Origin of the sequence: Streptomyces sp. KL2 (genome assembly GCF_046529545.1) — a bacterium.
Classification (GTDB): domain Bacteria; phylum Actinomycetota; class Actinomycetes; order Streptomycetales; family Streptomycetaceae; genus Streptomyces; species Streptomyces radiopugnans.
In genome coordinates, this window is sequence record NZ_CP127170.1 from 5,805,397 (window position 1) to 5,821,538 (window position 16,142).

Annotated in this window: 12 protein-coding genes and 2 pseudogenes; 8 read left to right on the plus strand and 6 right to left on the minus strand. The window is 75.6% G+C overall.

The features are described from left to right. Positions 1–12: 12 nt before the first annotated feature. The 5 genes and pseudogenes from QPK52_RS25960 to QPK52_RS25980 all read left to right on the plus strand — a co-directional run bounded on the left by QPK52_RS25960 (position 13) and on the right by QPK52_RS25980 (position 7,727). Entirely contained in the window at positions 13–4,686 is a 4,674-nt protein-coding gene (locus tag QPK52_RS25960) for a hypothetical protein (protein ID WP_410539931.1), read from the plus strand. 4 nt (positions 4,687–4,690) lie between these two features. Next, positions 4,691–6,370, plus strand: coding sequence for a hypothetical protein (locus tag QPK52_RS25965; protein ID WP_410539932.1), 1,680 nt, complete (start codon positions 4,691–4,693; stop codon positions 6,368–6,370). A gap of 190 nt (positions 6,371–6,560) precedes the next feature. Continuing rightward, positions 6,561–6,605: pseudogene (locus QPK52_RS25970) on the plus strand (hypothetical protein); the annotation flags it as partial. A gap of 70 nt (positions 6,606–6,675) precedes the next feature. Beyond that, positions 6,676–7,011, plus strand: a complete 336-nt coding sequence (locus tag QPK52_RS25975; RefSeq protein WP_410540494.1) for a hypothetical protein — start codon at positions 6,676–6,678, stop codon at positions 7,009–7,011. A 455-nt stretch (positions 7,012–7,466) separates the two neighbouring features. Beyond that, the gene (locus tag QPK52_RS25980) at positions 7,467–7,727 is read left to right on the plus strand and encodes a hypothetical protein (protein ID WP_410540495.1); all 261 of its coding nucleotides are present in this window, start codon (positions 7,467–7,469) and stop codon (positions 7,725–7,727) included. 214 nt (positions 7,728–7,941) lie between these two features. Here QPK52_RS25980 and QPK52_RS25985 read toward each other — a convergent pair whose 3' ends face one another. Next, positions 7,942–8,214 carry a zf-HC2 domain-containing protein gene (locus QPK52_RS25985; RefSeq protein WP_410539934.1) on the minus strand — a complete coding sequence of 91 codons (273 nt, stop codon included), beginning with the start codon at positions 8,212–8,214 and terminating at the stop codon, positions 7,942–7,944. A gap of 55 nt (positions 8,215–8,269) precedes the next feature. Between QPK52_RS25985 and QPK52_RS25990 the strand changes: the two genes are divergently transcribed. Further along, on the plus strand, positions 8,270–8,890 hold the full coding sequence (locus tag QPK52_RS25990; protein ID WP_410539935.1) for a sigma-70 family RNA polymerase sigma factor: 621 nt from the start codon (positions 8,270–8,272) through the stop codon (positions 8,888–8,890). 29 nt (positions 8,891–8,919) lie between these two features. Here QPK52_RS25990 and QPK52_RS25995 read toward each other — a convergent pair whose 3' ends face one another. Genes QPK52_RS25995 through QPK52_RS26010 form a run of 4 tightly spaced genes read right to left on the minus strand, consistent with a single transcriptional unit; the run spans position 8,920 to position 13,224 of the window. Then, positions 8,920–10,158, minus strand: a complete 1,239-nt coding sequence (locus QPK52_RS25995) for an MFS transporter (protein ID WP_410539936.1) — start codon at positions 10,156–10,158, stop codon at positions 8,920–8,922. Beyond that, a complete protein-coding gene (locus tag QPK52_RS26000; protein ID WP_410539937.1) occupies positions 10,155–11,393 on the minus strand; it encodes an ATP-grasp domain-containing protein in 1,239 nt (412 codons plus the stop codon). The genes QPK52_RS25995 and QPK52_RS26000 overlap by 4 nt, the downstream gene beginning before the upstream one ends. After that, positions 11,390–12,469 carry a pyridoxal-phosphate dependent enzyme gene (locus tag QPK52_RS26005; RefSeq protein ID WP_410539938.1) on the minus strand — a complete coding sequence of 360 codons (1,080 nt, stop codon included), beginning with the start codon at positions 12,467–12,469 and terminating at the stop codon, positions 11,390–11,392. Before QPK52_RS26005 ends, QPK52_RS26000 begins: the two co-directional genes overlap by 4 nt. Positions 12,470–12,474: 5 nt before the next feature. Beyond that, positions 12,475–13,224: a class I SAM-dependent methyltransferase gene (locus QPK52_RS26010; RefSeq protein WP_410539939.1), complete on the minus strand. Its 750-nt coding sequence runs from the start codon at positions 13,222–13,224 to the stop codon at positions 12,475–12,477. A 278-nt stretch (positions 13,225–13,502) separates the two neighbouring features. Here QPK52_RS26010 and QPK52_RS26015 point away from each other — a divergent pair, with 278 nt between their 5' ends. Both QPK52_RS26015 and QPK52_RS26020 read left to right on the plus strand, forming a co-directional pair. Continuing rightward, positions 13,503–14,618, plus strand: a complete 1,116-nt coding sequence (locus QPK52_RS26015; protein ID WP_410539941.1) for a ferric reductase-like transmembrane domain-containing protein — start codon at positions 13,503–13,505, stop codon at positions 14,616–14,618. Between the two features lie 178 nt (positions 14,619–14,796). Continuing rightward, a pseudogene (locus QPK52_RS26020) lies at positions 14,797–15,027 on the plus strand (hypothetical protein); the annotation flags it as partial. Positions 15,028–15,321: 294 nt separating this feature from the next. Here QPK52_RS26020 and QPK52_RS26025 read toward each other — a convergent pair. Continuing rightward, complete coding sequence (locus tag QPK52_RS26025) at positions 15,322–16,140, minus strand: thioesterase family protein (protein WP_410539942.1); 819 nt, start codon at positions 16,138–16,140, stop codon at positions 15,322–15,324. Positions 16,141–16,142 lie beyond the last annotated feature (2 nt).

Consider the following 16,142-nt stretch of genomic DNA (forward strand, 5'->3'; position numbering starts at 1 on the left):
GGACGGACGCCGATGACCACGCCACCGCCCCCCGCCTGGACCCTCCCCACCACCCTGCCCGTGGTCCTGCTGCCCGTCCGGCTGGAGACCCGCTTCACCGCCGCCGAACTGCTCGTGCGCATCTACCCGGACGAGATCCACGTCGACACGCACGAGGCCCCGCTCACCACCGACGAGGACCTCTACGGCCGCCGCTACTGGCAGGGCGTGTGGGACGCGCGCGACGACGTCACGGCCGAGAGCGCCGCCTGGGGCGAGCTGGCCGGCCGCTTCGGCGCCGAACGGGCCGCCTGGATCGCGCAGGTCCTGGAACCGGTCAACGCGGCCGAGCGGCCCGTCCCCGGCGGACCGGACGCCGCCCCCGACTTCCCCGATCCGGGGGAACCGCGGCCGGCGAGCTGGACCAAGCGGCCGGTGGCCCGCGCCCTGCCGACCCGCTGGTACGTCGTCGGCCGGCCCAAGGACCCCGCAGCCGCCACCGTCACCCGCGTCACCCGCCGGGTCGGCGGCGACGCCGGGGGACCGCTGCCCGTCGGCCCCGCCCCGACCGCGGACCTCGACGCCCTCGGCCCCGCGGCCCCGCCCACCGACGACGCCACCCGCTGGCTGGTCGACTTCGCCGCCGCCGAGACCCTGGGCATGGCCGTCCGCCTCCCGCGCGGCAACGGATACGCCCGGCTCCTGGCGTACGGCGTCCTCGAAGGGCAGCCGGCCGAGGCCACGGCCGAGCTGTCCGGCCTGATCGAGGCGCAGTACCACACCCGCGGCCTCGGCTACGTGCCCCCGGGAGCCCCGTCCAACAACACATCCACCGCCACCTCCCGCTACAGCCGCTCCGACCCCGACAACCAGGCGGCCTACCAGATCCGGCACGGCGACACCGTGCCCTCGGACGCCGACGCCAACGCCGTCGTACTGGCCAAGGCGCTCGGCCTGCCGCTGACGACCGACTCCGCACGCCCGGCTCCGCTGGCCCGCGCCCGCGAGGGCCGCCGCCGCGACCAGGCCGCCGCCCGCGCCATGGCCACCGCCCTGTGGGGCGCCACCTGGGGCTACTACCTGAGCCAGTTCGGCGAGGACCGCTTCCCCGACGACAAGATCCGCGGCGCCCGCGAGCACGCCCGCCGCCACCTGCGCCCCGGCGGACCGCTGCCCGCCCTGCGGATCGGCTCCCAGCCGTACGGCGTCCTGCCCGTGCTGCCGCTCGACCGCTGGACGGACATCGAGGGCACCGGCCTGGGCGCCCTGCGCCTGGATCCGGCCGTCCCCGGCTTCCTGCGCACCCTGCGCGACCGGATCTGGGCGCCCACCGCGGCCGACCCGCGGGCCATCCCCCGGATCACCCGGGGCGCCGCCGCCCAGGGCACCGTCGCCGAGATCCTCGGCATGGCGCCCCTCGCCCGGCGCGTCCACGGCCGCAGCGCGCTGGGCACCGACTACATCGCCGCGCTGTGGCGGTACGGGCCGCTCTCCCTCAACGACCAGTGGTGCCAGGGCCTCGCCGGCCAGATGCACGACCTCGCCCGCCGGCTCTCCCTGCCCGCCTGGGAGTTCGGACCCGCCCGGGTGCTGTACGCCAACCACGCCTGGCCCCTCGACCACCCCTGGACCCACGCCCCGGACGGCGTCCCCGGCGGCACCCCCGGCCAGTACCTGGCCGCGCTCGGCGATCCCCTGACCGCACCCGACTGGGCAAGCGTCCCCCCGGCCGCCGAACGGGCCGGCCTGCCCTGGGCCCGCTGGTGCCACGACCTCGGTACCCCCCTGTCCACCCCGCTGCTGTACCGCCTGGCCCGGCACTCCCTCCTCACGGAGTACGCCCGCGCCGTGGACCTCGTCCTCGGCACCGGCCCGGCCGAGCGGCGCGAGGCGGAACTGGTCGACACCGACGACGCGCAGCGCACCGCGACCGTGTGGCGCCGCGCCCAGCGGATGCGGCCCGGCACGACCACCACCGTGGCCGCCTACCTGTGGACGGCCGACGCCAGGGCCAGGCCCGAACTCCAGCCCCTGTACGAGACGGTGGACGCCCTCAAGGCGCTCGCCCGCCTGCCCGCCGTGGAACTGGAGCGACTGCTCGCCCAGACCCTGGACACCACCTCCCACCGGCTGGACGCCTGGATCACCTCCCTGGCCACCCGCCGCCTCGCCTGGCTCCGCCGCCCGGGCGCCCCGCAGCCGTCCGGCTGTCACCTCGGCGGTTACGGCTGGCTCCTCGACGTGACGCCCCGCCAGGCCGCGCCGGCCGAGATCCCCTTCGCCCAGCGCCCCGAGGGGGAGCGGACCGACCCGCTGGCCGAGCCGGGCAGCACCGCGCCGTGGAAGCTGTTCGCCGCCGCCGACACGGCCGGACCCGTGCACGCCCCGTCCCTCGCCCAGGCCACCACCGCCGCCGTGCTGCGCGCCGCGCAGCGCGCCCACGGCGACGCGCCGCACGCGCCCACCGCCGTCGACCTGCCCTCGGACCGCGCCCGCACCGCGGCCTGGCTGCTCGACGGCGTCCGCCAGGGCCGGCCGCTGGGCGCCCTGCTCGGCTACCGCTTCGAACGCGCCCTGCAGGACAACCCGATCCGCACCCTCGCCTCCTGGACCGACGACTTCCGCACCCTCGCCCCCACCACCGCCAACCACCTCCACCACGACGGCACGGTCAGCGAAACCGTCGCCGCCCACGACGTGGTCGACGGCCTGCGCCTGTGCCGCCTGCGGGCCGCCGGCGACCTCGACCTGGTCCGGGACGTGGGCGTGCCCGCCACGGCCACCGCCGAACTCGCCGCGCTCGAAGGGGTCCTCGCCGACCTCGCCGACGCGGCCGACGCGGTCGCCGACGCCCTCCTCGTCGAAGGCGTGCACCAGGCCGTGCAGGGCAACCCGCTGAGGGCCGGTGCCACCCTCGATGCCATGGGCAACGGCGAGGCCCCGCCGCCCGAACTGGAGTCCCTGCGCACCCCGCGCGGCGGCGACGCGGTGACTCACCGGGTGATCGTGCTGCTGCGCGACACCGGCACGGCGGTCCCGGCCGGACCGCGGGCGCTCGCGGCAGGACCCGGCGACGGAGCCGGGGACACCCTGCCCGACGACGGCCCCGGCGGACCCGGTGACGGCGGCCAGGGCGGGGACGGCCCGGCAGGCGGCCCCGGCCCCGCGCCCGCCGACTGGCTCACCGACCCGCTCACCCAGAGCCGCGCCCTCGCCGAACCGGCCCTCGACGCCTGGTTGACGGCCCTGCTGCCGGCTCCGGCCACCGTCGCCTACGACGTACGGCTCGCGGACGGCACCACCCGCGCCGTCCCGCTCGCCGGAGCCTCGCTGTCCCCGCTGGACTGGCTGGCCCTCGGCCTGGGCCCGGAGGCGCTACCCGGCTCCGACCTGGAGCGCCACCTGCTCCTGCACGCCGACCACCACCTCGCCGAGCGGGAACCGGCCGCGCCCCGCCCGGTGAGCGTCGAGTCGGAGTCGGAAGGGCTCGCCCCGCTGCTGGAGACGGTCCGCGCCGCGCGTGAACTGCTGCGCACGGCACGCCCGTTGCGCCCGGCCGACCTCGCCCTGCCCGAGGCGGACCCAACCACCGCCTCCGCACCCGGCCCGGCGGACGACCCGGACGACCCGGACGACCCGGCCCTCGCCCCCCGCGCCACCGCCGTCCGCGAGGTCGCCCGGCGCGCCGCCACCGACCTCGCCGTCCCCGCCACCGAGTCCGCCGGCACCCGCGTGGAACGCCTGCACCGCGGCCTGACCACGGCCAACCTGCTGGGCATTCCCGCCGCCGCGCCCCCACTGCCGCCGCGCCCCGGCGCCACCGCCGTACAGCTCGACGAGCACGCCGAGCTGCTGGCGTCCCTCGCCTCCGCCGTCGCGCCGGAACTCGGCCGCAGACTGGACCGGTTGACGGAGCTGGACACCGCTCTCGGCCAGGGCGGCCTGTCCGCGTCCGCGTGGGCGCGGCAGCTGCTCACCGCGCTCCTCGGCAGCGACCTCGTCCTGCTGCCGGGCTTCGCCGCACCGGACCCCGGCCCGCTCACCGAGTCCCTGGCCCACGCCGACACGCTGCTCGCCGGGGACCCGCACGCCCCCGCCGGCTGGCTGACCCGCCTCGGCCGCGTCCGGCGCGGTGTGGAACGCCTGGTCACCACCCTCGGCTACGCGGAGGCCCTGGAGACCGGTGACGCGCTCACCGCCGTCGTCGCGCAGAGCCCCTACGATCCCGGGTCCGCCACCGAGCGCTGGGCCGCCCTGCCCTCCGTCGACGGGACCGGCCCCGGCCCCCGGCTCTCCCTGGTCCTGCACACCCCCGGCGCCACCGTTCCGGCCGATCCCGCCGCCGTGCTCACCGGCCGGCTGCGCGGCCTGATCGTGGACGAGTGGACCGAGATCGTGCCGCGCGACCGCCAGACCACCGGCGTCGCCCTGCACATCGACGCCCCCGACGCCGCTCCGCCCCAGGCCGTCCTGCTCGCCGTACCGCCGGACGCCTCGCCGACCTGGACACCCGAACTGCTCGGCGCCACCGTCGAGGCCGCCCTGGACCTGGCCCGGTTGCGGGCCGTGGACTACGAGGCCCTGCACCCCGACAGCCCCACCGCCGTCGCCGACATCGGCCAGCTCGCCCCCGCCGCGCTCCTCGCCATGAACACCCGCCACGAGGACGCGGTCGCCACCGACTTCACCCGCGGCCTGACGAGGTAACCCCATGGCTTCCATCACCACCTGGACCCGGCTCGAACCCCGAGCCCGCACAGGTGACCTGCGCCCCTCCCTGGAAGGCCAGGTCCACGACCCGGCCTGGATGCTCGCCCGGCAGTGGCAGCTGGGCGAGTTCCTCGGCGACGACGCCGGAACCCCCGTATGGGTGAGGCTGCGCGGCCACGCCGACCGCATCACCCGCTACCGGTCCGGCGCCACGGGCACCGCCGTCCCCTACGACGGCTCCACCCCGCTGGAGGCGCTCGCCGAGGCCGAGCCCGCCGGGCCCCGTTCCACCGCCACGGACCTGCGCGCCGGCGCCGAGGCCGGACAACACCTGTTGCGGCTGCTGCGCTCCTCGCCCGTCCCGGCGGCCGCGGTCGCCGACGCCGTCGCCCTGCTTCTGGACGACTACCCGCTCGGCCTCACCGGCGAGGAGGGCACCACCGACGCGGCCACCGCCCGCTACCTCACCGTCCTGCGCGGCCGGGTGCCGGACGGCAACGCCGTCGCCCACACCCTGCACGCCACCCCGCCGACCCCGGCCGAACCCGGCTGGGGCCTGCCGGCCGAGGCGTTCCCCGTGCTGCGCGACTGGCTCACCTGGTACGACGAGCGGCACCTCACCGGTGCGCCGGACCGGGACGCCTGGGACCCCCGCCGCCTTGAACACCGCTTCTGCGTGGGCCTGTCCGGCTCCGCGGGCCAGACCACCCTGACCGCCCCGGCGTACCAGGGCGGCGCACTGGACTGGACCGACTTCACCGCCACCGGGGACACCGGCCTGAACGCCCCGCCCGAGCGCGAGACGCTGCTCGCCACCACCTTCCCCGCGCCGGTGCGCTTCCCCGGCATGCCGGCCCGCCGCTACTGGGAGTTCGAGGACGCCCGCGTCGCCCTGGGCGGCGTCGAGGCGGCCCCCTCCGACCTGGCCCGCATGCTGGTCGCCGAGTTCGCCACGGTGTACGGCAACGACTGGTACCTGGTCCCGCTGGAAGTGCCGGTCGGCAGCCTCACCACCCTCACCTCCGTCGTGGTGGGCGACACCTTCAGCTCCGAGCTGGGCGGCCCCACCCTGCTGCCCCCGCCCGGCACGGGAACGGGCGACGCCCACTGGTCCGTGCACCGGCTCAGCACCGAGGACGGCGCGCGCCGGGCCGGCCTGTTCGTCCCGCCCGTCACGGCCGGCACCCTGGAGAGCGAACCGGTCGAGGAGGTCCTGCTCGCACGCGACGAGGGTGCCAACCAGGCATGGGCCGTCGAACGCCGCGTACCGACCCCGCACGGCGGCACCCTGGACCGCACCCGCACCGCCCCGGAGCCGCGCCCCGCTCCGGCCGTCCCCGGCGGCACCGCCGTCTACCGCCTGATGACCGACATCCCCGACCACTGGTTCCCGCTGCTGCCCGTCGAACCCCGGCCCGGCGCGTACGTCCTGCGCCTGGCCCACCTCGACGGGCCCGAGGGCGTCCCGCTGCGCCCCCTGGGGCGCCTGCTCGCCCCCGGACCGCCGCACGCCTACGACCTGTTCGCGGAGGAGGTTCCCCGCGAGGGCGTCACCCTGACCCGCAGCCACCAGTACGCGCGCACCGCCGACGGCCGCACCCTGCTGTGGACCACTCGCCGCGCCCGCCCGGGCCGCGGCGAGACCTCCTCGGGCCTGCGCTTCGACCACTTGGAGGAGTGATGCCCGCACCCCACCGGGGCACGGCCCGGCCACCCGGACCGGTGCGCCCACGCGGGTGCCCGGATCCCCGTGTCCGGCGGGCGGACCCGTGCCGAGCCGAGGTGGTCGCGCAGGGCGGGCAGGGCCGGGCGCGGGCCGCCGGCGTGCGCTGACCACCGGGCGTCCGCCCGAGCACGACCTGCGCCGCACCATGGACGCCGTCCTGTACGCGGACCGCACCGGAGTGCGGTGGCGCTGCCTGCCGCACGGCTTCCCGCCCTGGGAGACCGTCTGCGGACTCCTTCGCCAAGTGGCGCAGGGGCGGTGTGCCCGCCCAGCCCGGCGTCCCGGCCGCCGGGCAGGGCACGGACGCGGCGGAGAAGACCGTGCGCCGCGGGCGGAGCATCGTGACCGGCGCCCTCGGGCTGCTGGCGGCGGTGCTGGTCACCGCGGCGAGTGTGCAGGACTCCGACGCCGGCCGGATTCTCGCCGAGCAAGCCGCCGCGGAACGTCCCAGCGTCCGCAGAACCTGGGCCGACGGCGGCCACCGCCGGCACCTCGCCGAGCACGCCGCCACCCTCGGCGTCGATCCAGAGACAGTCCGGCGCACCCCGGCCCCAGGGGTCCGCCCCGCCGCCGAAACGCGCAAGCGGGATCTGTGAGGAACTTCCGGTTGCCCGGCTCCGTACGCAAGGTGAGATGCGACCATGGGCTGGTCATGGGTGCGGGAATCGTCCTACGAGCGTTGCGCACTGCGGTTTTTGCGGCGATCTGCGCGCTGTTCGCGGCACTGGGGCACACAGCGGCGTCCGGCGTCTCCGTTCCCCGATGGGCCGTGGCCGCCGCCGTCCTCGTCACGGCGAGCGGTACGTGGTGGCTCACGGGACGCGAGCGGCGGCCGTTACCGGTCGGCGTTGTGGCGCTGGGCACGCAGGCCCTCCTGCACACGGGGTTCTCGCTCGCGCAGACGGTCCTGTCGCCGCTGCCGCCCGGAGGTGCCCCGGCCGCCGGTGAGCGCGCGGCCCACCCCCCACCGTGCGATGCGCCCTTTCCCGCGGCGGCCGGGTGCCCGGCGCACGCCGGTCATACCGCGCGGGAACTCCCGGACGGTGCGGCCGTGCTCGGCGGGGCCGCCGGAATGCTGGCCGTGCACCTGCTGATCGCCCTGGTGGGCGCCGTGTGGCTGGCGGGCGGCGAGCGGGCGGTGTTCCGGCTTGTCAGGGCGCTGTCGGCCTGGCTGTTCGCACCGCTCTTCCCGGCCGTACCCGCCGACGTGCCCGTACCGCACCTGCGCAGCGGTCCGGTCCGGAGCCCGTACCGGCCGTTCCCGCGGTTCCTGCTGGTCCATGCCGTCTCCTTACGAGGTCCTCCCCGGTGACCGCTGTCGCATGACGGCGCGGAGTCACCGGCCGGAGGCCGGGGCATGACGCCGTCCCCGTCCCGGCCACCCCCCACTCCGCCGGCCGTCCACCGCGACCGGCGGATCACTCGAAGGACCTCAGACGATGAACCCTGTCCGTGACCACACGCCTGCGCCGGCCCGGTCCGCCCCGGGCGCAGCCGTACAGCGGCGATGGGGCCCGCCCCGGTCTTCAGCCGGCCTGCGTACCACCCCACTCGCACTCATCTTCGGCACCGGCCCGGGAATCCGTCCGCAGACGTGCGAGCAGCCGGTCGGCACCGGAGGTGTCGCCGCTGTCCGCCGTGAGCGCCGCCTGCCGCAGCCGCCGGGCGCTCTCCTCCCACCGGCGGCACCGCGCGCAGGACGCCAGGTGCGCGTCGAGGGCCGGACCGGTGACGTCCGGCGGCAGCGCTTCGCCATCGACACGGGCGGAGAGGGCGGTGCGGAAGTGGGAACACGGCATGGCCCCATCTTCCCCGAGGGCCCGGAAGGGCAGCGGCGTGTCCGGGAGGAGACCCGTGCGTGACGACGAGCAGGTGACGATGTGGGCCCTGGCGGCCCGGTTCGGAGACCCCGAGGCGACCGAGTCCTTCGTCCGGGGCACCCTGTGCGATGTCCGGCGGTACGTCACCCACCTCAGCGGTGACGCGCGGGCAGCGGACGATCTCGTACAGGACACCTATCTGCGGGCCCTGCGCGGCCTTCCCGGGTTTCAGGGGCGCTCGCCCGCCCGTATCTGGCTGCTGGCGATCGCCCGGCGCGTGGTGGCCGACCGGTTCCGGGCGGCTTCCGCCCGCCCTCGGGTGGCGGATGTCGAGGACTGGCAGTCGGCGGTGGAGGAAGGACAGCCCCGGGGGTTACCGGGGTTCGAGGAAGGCGTGGTGCTGTCGGAGCTTCTCGCGGCCCTCCCCGCGGACCGGCGTGAGGCGTTCGTGCTCACGCAGCTCCTCGGCCTGCCGTACGCGGAGGCCGCCGCGGTCGTCGGCTGCCCGGTCGGTACGGTGCGTTCGCGGGTGGCCCGGGCGCGCGGGACCCTGATCGATCTGCTGGGTGCGGCGGAGACGGACGGACGGACGGGGCCGTGCCGCGCAGCGGACCCGGGGGAGGGGGCGCCGAGCCTGACCGGCTCCCGCGCCTGAAGCGGAGGCGGGACCGGTGGGAGCGGGACTCACCCCCCGCACCGGTCCCGCCGTCCGGCCGCGCGTGCGGGGCGGAGACGTGGCACCGCGGCGAGGGCTACGGGCGACAGCACGCACTGGATGGCCACCGCGGCCCAGAAGAGGCCGGCCCGCCCGGCCTCTTCGGCGAGCTGGTAGCCCTCCCCGCCGGCAAGGCCGCTGGCGAAGGCGCCGATTCCCGCCGCGAGCCGCTGGTGGCCGAAGACCACTGCGGGAGCGCGTGGGGACCGGGCGAGGGCCTCGAGGTCGTTCTTGAGGAAGAGGACGGTCTCGCCGAGGCAGACCAGCAGTGCCCCGGTCAGGATCGTGACGGGGGTGCCGACGGCGAGGGTGGCCATGCCGGCGCCCATCGCGGCGAAGCCGACGCGCAGCGCACGGCCGTAGGGCATGCGGGCGATCCGGTCCGCCAGGACGGGTTGCGCGACCACGAGGAGCAGGGCGTAGAGGGTGAGCACCGCTCCGTGGAACACCGGTGAGGTCCGGGGCACCGAGTAGACCGCGATGTAGTGCTGGAAGAACATGAACACGTACAGGCTCAGCACCGTCGCGGTGAAGGGCAGGACGGCCAACCCGGCAAACGGCCCTCCCCGGTGCGGTGGCCGCCGCCCGGGTTCCCCGGCGCCGTCGGGCGGCCGGTCGGGTGTCTCGGCGGGCAGGAGGGCGTGGCCGACGGTGACGGCCGCGAACAGTACGGTGACCGCGCCGAAGAGCACGGCCGAGGAGTCCAGGACGAGTGGGGCGGCGGCGAGCGGTCCCAGGGCGATGCCGGCGTTGAAGGCGGAGTTGCTGGCGGACAGCAGCAGCGGCCGCTGCTCCTCTCCCGCCCGGTGCACCAGGTAGCCCTTGTTGGCGGGCAGGTAGAGGGCCGCTCCGCAGGAGACGAGAACGAGCGCGGCGACCGCGACCGCGGGCCGGTGGAGGCCGGGCAGGAAGGCGGCGAAGCCCGCGGTGCGGATCACCAGGGCGAGCAGCATGGTGCGCCGCAGCCCGGCGCGTTCGGCGATGACCGCCCCGGCCACGCCGCCGGAGAACTGGATCAGCGAGGCGACGGCGAGCACGACCCCGACCGTTCCGAGGTCCATGCCCAGCCGTTGGTGGAGCAGCACGGACATGAACGGCAGGACGGCGAAACTGCCCAGGGGGATGAGGAAGGAGCCGGCCAGCAGGAACCGCTGCGGCCCGGTGAACCGCGCCGGACAGCGGCGACGCCGGCCGGTTCCCCCTGTCATCCCCGGTGGCCGGCCCGGCGGTCGGGCACCACGACCGGCCGTACGCTCCCCGCCGCGCTCAGGGCGCGGTGCAGGGCCAGCTCGGCGGTCGCGCCCTCGGCCAGGACGATGCCGGTGCAGCCGCGCTGGTCCCCCAGGTGCTCCAGCCGTTCTCCGGGGGCCGCGGTGGGGTACCACTGCGGGGATCCGGGGAAGGCGCCCAGGTGCTCCAAGCCCGACCAGCCGGTGAGGGTGCCGGGCCGGTCGGGGTAGAGGAGGACGAAGCCGGTGGCGGGGCCGGAGGGGGCGGGTGCGTCCAGCAGTGGGGGGCGCCGGCCGAGTGCCGTGTCGACCACGGCGTCGTAGACGTTGGTGTCCAGCGCGCGGCACAGCGCCTCGCCGACGAGGGCACCGCCGATGCGGCGATTGATCTCCACCAGTTCCGGGCCCCGGGCGGTGAGGACGAACTCCACGTGCGCGAAGCCGCGGTCGTGGCCGGCCACCTCCAGCACCTGCCCCACCCATGTCCCGAGCGCGGCGGACTCGTCGGCGGGAAGGGCCACGGGGAAGGCGGCGGCCTCCTCGCGGACGGAGGAGTGGGCGGACATCTGGCGGCTGAGCACGCCCAGCAGCCGGGTCTCGCCCTTCCAGCTCAGAGTCTCCGCGCTGTAGACGGGTCCGGCGAAGAAGGGGTCGGCGATCAGTCTTCCGGTGAAGGGCCGCTTCGCGGCCTCGGCGAGGGCTTCGCGCAGCCGCTGCTTGTCGCGCACCACCCAGACGTTGCGGGAGGAGGTTCCCGCCGAGTCCTTGAGGACGGCGGGCAGGCCGACCTCACCGAGTATCTCGGTGGCGGCCGAGGGGCCGGGGTGCACCGCGAGGGCGCGGCCGCGGCTCAGCCCCCGCTCGTGCAGGAGGTTGCGCACCCGGTGCTTGTCCCGCAGCAGGCGGACCGCTGCCGGATCGGGGCCCGGAAGGCCGAGTTCGGCGGCGAGGTCGGCACCGGGGACGCTCCAGGTGTCGGTGGAGTTGACCAGGCCGCGCAGGTCGGGCAGTCCCGCCAGCGCGGCGGCGGTGGCGGCCTCGTCGCGGGTGTCGACGTCGATGATGTCGAGTGCGCCAGGCGCCAGCCGGGTCAGCTCGTGGCGGTAGACGTTCCGGTCCCCGGTGAGCAGGCACAGCCGGTGTCCGGCCTTCCCGGCCGCCTCCACCAGGCGTCCCAGGCCGAAGGTGAGTTCTTCCAGGGCGGCGATGGTCATGCGGTCCGCTCCTTCGCGGTCAGCGCCGGTACGGTCCGCCGCGCGGGCGCGGAGGCCGCTTCGTGATGCCGCCGTCCCCATTCCATGACCGCCCAGGGCAGGGCCAGGTCGGCGAGCGAGGTGATCTGGTGGGGTTTGAGGCCGCGGGGGTCGAGGGCCTCGCGGTGCCGGGCGAAGACGCGTTCGGTGTAGCGGTGCCCGGTGTCCGCGCCGATGACCAGGTGGGGGTGCCCGGGCTGCCGGGCGGCCTCCCAGCCCGCGACCAGGTGGGCCGCGCCGGTGGACAGCCCCGCGAACACCGCGTGCTCGCGCAGCAGGCCGACGGCGCCGGCCATGGCGTGCCGGAAGTCGATCCAGTGCAGGGTGTCGTACAGGTCGTGGCGGACGTTGCCGAACGGGATGGAGCTGCCGATGCCGGCGATGATCGCCTCGGGGTCGCTGAATCGCTCGCTGCCGAAGGTGACGCTGCCGAAGGGCTGCACGCCCACCAGCCTCACCGTCCGGCCGCGTTCGCGCAGCGGCTGGACGAGTCCGCCGGTGGAGGAACCGGTGCCCACGGCGCCGACCACGGTCAGCGGGCCGCCGGGCAGCGCGGCGTCCACCAGGTCGGCGAACTCCCGGTATCCGGCGTAGTGGACGGGGTCGTGGTACTGCCGCATCCAGTGTGTGCCGGGCCGGTCCGCGATCAGCTGCCGCACCCGGCGCACCCGCCGCTCCTGGTCCAGCCGCAGGTCCTGGGAGGGCGGCATCTGGTCCACTGTGGCGCCGAGGATCTCCAGTTGGGCGCGCAGGGTGGTGTCGACGGTGCTGGAGGCGACTATGTGGCAGCGCAGGCCGTAGCGGTGGCAGGCCAGGGCCAGCGCCAGGGCGTAGATGCCGCTGGAGCTGTCGACGAGGGTCTGGCCCGGGGCCACGGTGCCGCGCTCCAGCAGGGCGCGGACGGCCCCGAGCGCGGCGTAGACCTTCAGCGTCTCGAACCGGGCGAGCACGACGGTGTCGCCCAGCCGGATCAGGTCGGGGGCCTTCAGGGCGTCGGTGACGTGCTCGTGGACGAAGGGGGACGGCGCCGTGCCCACGGAGTTCACCGTCCCTCCGGCCGGGTGCCGCGCACCACGAGCCGCCGCGCGTGGTGGTCGTAGGGAGCGGCGTCGAAGTCGCCGTAGCACTCCACATCGGTGAAGCCCGCCGCTTCGAACATCGCTCGCAGCTCGGCCGCGCTGTAGACGAAGGAGGTGATCGACGCCTCCTGCGCCGTTCCGCCGCGCACCAGCGTCCAGTCGGTGCGCAGCCGCGTCCAGTCGTCCAGGACGGTGTCGCGCTGCACCACGTAGGCGCCGCCGTCGAGTTCGACGAGCTGGGGCCGGCCGATCCAGCCGGCGAGGACCTCCTTGCCCATCACGTCGACCAGCAGCCGCCCACCCGGCACCAGCGAGTCGTGGGCGTTGCGCAGCACCCGGAGGTTGTCCTGCGGGTCGTCGAAGTAGCCGAAGGAGGTGTAGACGTTCAGCACCACGTCGTAGGACTCCGGCTCGACGTGCGTCAGCATGTCCGCCCGCACCAGCCGCACCTCGGCCCCGGCCTCCTCACAGGCGGTGCGGGCCCGCTCCAGCATGACGGGGCTGAGATCGACCCCGGTCACCCGGCACCCGCCGCTCGCCAGCGGCACCAGGTACAGGCCGGGGCCGCAGCACAGGTCCAGTACGCGGGTCCCGGCGGGGAAGTCCAGCAGCGGGGACTTCGCGACGGTGGAAGCCGCCTGCGCGCGTCTGCGCTCCGAGAACATCGTCTCGGAGAAATCGGACCAGAGCGTGTCGTCCTCGTACCAGTGCATGCCACTGACACCTCGATTCCGGGACCGGTCAGGACCGCTGGGCACAGGCGCCCACACTTCAGGCGTCGGACGCTTCCCCGCCGCGGTTCCCACCGGAGTGGTGAAGGAGGTGTGAAGAATCGGTCGCCTCCCGGAGAAAGACGCGCCGCGCCGTGCGGGCCTTCCCGGGGCCGCGGCTCCTGGTTACTCTCGGGGCGCCCGTGAGCGGTTCCGCGTGCTGGCAGGCGGACGCCTGATCGGGAAAGCCGTTCACCCCCCACACGAGAAAGCGGTGCCCCATGGTGGAAACACCGGTCCAGGCGAGGCGACGTCAGCGGTTCGACCGGTCCGCGTTACGGGCGGATCTGCGGGCGGCGGTGCCCGACGCCACCGCCGCGCTGGTGATCACCGCGGGCGTCTTCGCGTGGCTGTACGCGCGCGTGTCCTCCGGCGCCTCCATGACGCTCCAGGTGATGCCCGATCTGGCGGACGCCGACCGGTACTGGATGTACTGGTTGTGCCAGGCGTTCGGCTGGTCCGGCCTGTTGTGGGCCTGGATCACGGTCATGCTCGGCCTGGTCAGGTCGAGCGCCAGACCGGGATGGCTGCGGCTGCCGGCGGCGCGGATCGAGCGCTGGCACCGCACCACCAGCCTGACCACCATCGGCCTGATGTCCGCCCACGCCGCCCTGTTCTTCGCCGAACTGGTGCGCACCGACAAGGACGGGCTGTCCTGGCCCGGCCGGCTGCTCACCTCCTTCGCGGAGGTCTTCGTCCCAGGCGTCTACTCCTCCGGAACCGGCCGGATCGCCATCCTGATCGGCCTGCTCGCCCTCTACCTCGCCATCCCGCTCGGCCTGGCCTTCTACCTGCGGCAGACCACCGGCTCCCGCATGTGGCGGGCCCTGCACCGCTTCGTCATCGTCGTCTACGTCCTGAGCGTCTGGCACACCCTGCTGTACGGCACCAACGTCTGGTACGACGGGGCCTTCCGCACCACGGTGTGGCTCCTCCAACTGCCCGTCGCCGCCCTGCTCCTGGCGCGCCTGCTGGCCCCTGCGCGGCCCGGCGAACGCCTGCACCTGCGCGACGCCGCCAGACGCCCGGGCGCACTGCCGCTGGCTGCCCGCCTGGCAGGACGGTCCGCCGCCGCGGCCACCGTCGTCGGCCTGCTGGTGGTCGCCGCCACCGGCCGCGACGGAGGCCGTACCCCCGGCGTCACCGGCGCCGGACTCAACGTCACCCAGACCCAGGTGTGGGCAGGACTGGCCGTACTGCTCGCCGTCATCGCCGTCGTGGCCTACCGGCTGCGCCCCGCACCGCGCGCCCTGGCATCCGGCACCGCTCCGGTCGCCTCCGCGTCCGAGTCCGGAGCCCAACCGTCCGGGTCCGGCGGTGAGCACGAGGAGCGGTAGCGGCGGCGGAGGCCTTCGCGCAGAGGCGTTCCGGCACGGCCGCGGAAACGTCGCTCATCGAGGCTGTGGCTGCGGCTGCGGCTGCGGCTGTGGTTGTGAGGGCAGGGGCGGCGGCTGTGCATCGGTTCACGGTGCGCACGATCCGCCGCCCCCGCCCCGCGCCAGCGGCGATTACCGGATGCCCCTGTCGGCGCCCGGGCCGCCCGAGAGAACATCTGAGCCCGGGCCGCCCAGGACGCCGCCCAGGACCGTGTGCGCGGATTTCGTCGTCGCCGGAGCCGCCGTGCACGACGGAGCCCCCCGGAGCGTCGGTCAAGAGCTCGTCAACAGGGATCCCGGGCACTTCGAGGACCCCGAGACCTTCGGCGTCCATCGCGGCGACGCCCGCAAGCACCTCGCCTTCGGACAGGGCGTCCACGGCTGCATCGGCGCCGCGCTCGCGCGCATGGAGGCGCGGATCGCCCTCGATCTCCTGGCGCCAGCGGGCGTCCGGGATGCGCATGGCCCAGGACCAGGACTTCGACCTCCCGGCCGACGTGCCCTTCCGCGGTCCCCGCAAGCTCCTGGCCCACCGGCCCGAGTGACGGGCTCCGGACGCCCGTCCCCCCCCCCCCCCCCGAACCGCCGCACCTTCCCCGGACCACCCCCGGCCGCCGGCCCTCGCGCCCCCCGAGGACCGGCGGCTTCCGCGTGCGGTCGGTGTTCACCGGCGCTGGCCGACCAGCAGCGTCTGCACCACACGGCCGCAGTCGCCGGCCGTGTCGTCCAGGCGCCCCACGGCCAGCCCCGATCCGTGCGGACTGGCGTCCGTGGCCGACCGCAGGCACAGCCACTCGCCCACCGGGTCGCGGTGCAGGGCGAGCGTGACGTCGGTGTTGATGACGAGCCGACGGTGGTGGTCCAGTTCGAAGGCGACCGCCCAACTGCTGTCCGCCACGGTCAGCGCACGGGTGAGCGGTGTGTCCTCGCATCCGGCCAGCAGCGGGACGAGCTGACGCACCCAGGCCGTGCCGGGCCCCGGGGTGTCGAACCCCGTGCCCGGCTCGAAACGCCATTCCATGGCGGCGATGTAGCCCGCCAGGTGCGCGCCGGCCATGGTGTGCGCCGGCTGGGCTTCGGGCAGGGGCGGCGCGGGGGGCGCCGAGCGCAAGGACGGCGTGTCCGGCGGGCCGGCGGCCATCCGCCACGCACGGGCCAGCATCACCGTTTCCCCGCCGGAGTCGATCTGCCCTTCCAGCAGCTCCGCGTGACGGCCCGAGCGCACGGTCCGGACGCTGACGTGGAGGTCGGCGACGGGCACCGGGCGTGGTAGTTCCACCGTCATCCGGGCGATCCGGAAGCCCGGCCGCGGCTCGTGCCGTTCCATCGCCCTCCCCAGCAGGGCCGAGGGCGGCCCGCCGTGCTGCCACTTGGGGCTCCAGGGTCCCGCGGTGGCCGGACCGCTCGCATACCGGCCGTGTCCCAGATCGTGGTAGAAGGCCTCCGGGGGAACGGCCTGGGCGGAGGTGTCCGCGGTGTTCACAG

Excerpts from the sequence above, each read along its gene's own strand:
- QPK52_RS26015 (WP_410539941.1), top strand. The coding sequence starts at position 13,503 with ATGGTGGAAACACCGGTCCAGGCGAGGCGACGTCAGCGGTTCGACCGG.
- QPK52_RS25985 (WP_410539934.1), bottom strand. The coding sequence starts at position 8,214 with ATGCCGTGTTCCCACTTCCGCACCGCCCTCTCCGCCCGTGTCGATGGC.
- QPK52_RS25995 (WP_410539936.1), bottom strand. The coding sequence starts at position 10,158 with ATGACAGGGGGAACCGGCCGGCGTCGCCGCTGTCCGGCGCGGTTCACC.
- QPK52_RS25960 (WP_410539931.1), top strand. The coding sequence starts at position 13 with ATGACCACGCCACCGCCCCCCGCCTGGACCCTCCCCACCACCCTGCCC.
- QPK52_RS26000 (WP_410539937.1), bottom strand. The coding sequence starts at position 11,393 with ATGACCATCGCCGCCCTGGAAGAACTCACCTTCGGCCTGGGACGCCTG.
- QPK52_RS25965 (WP_410539932.1), top strand. The coding sequence starts at position 4,691 with ATGGCTTCCATCACCACCTGGACCCGGCTCGAACCCCGAGCCCGCACA.
- QPK52_RS26010 (WP_410539939.1), bottom strand. The coding sequence starts at position 13,224 with ATGCACTGGTACGAGGACGACACGCTCTGGTCCGATTTCTCCGAGACG.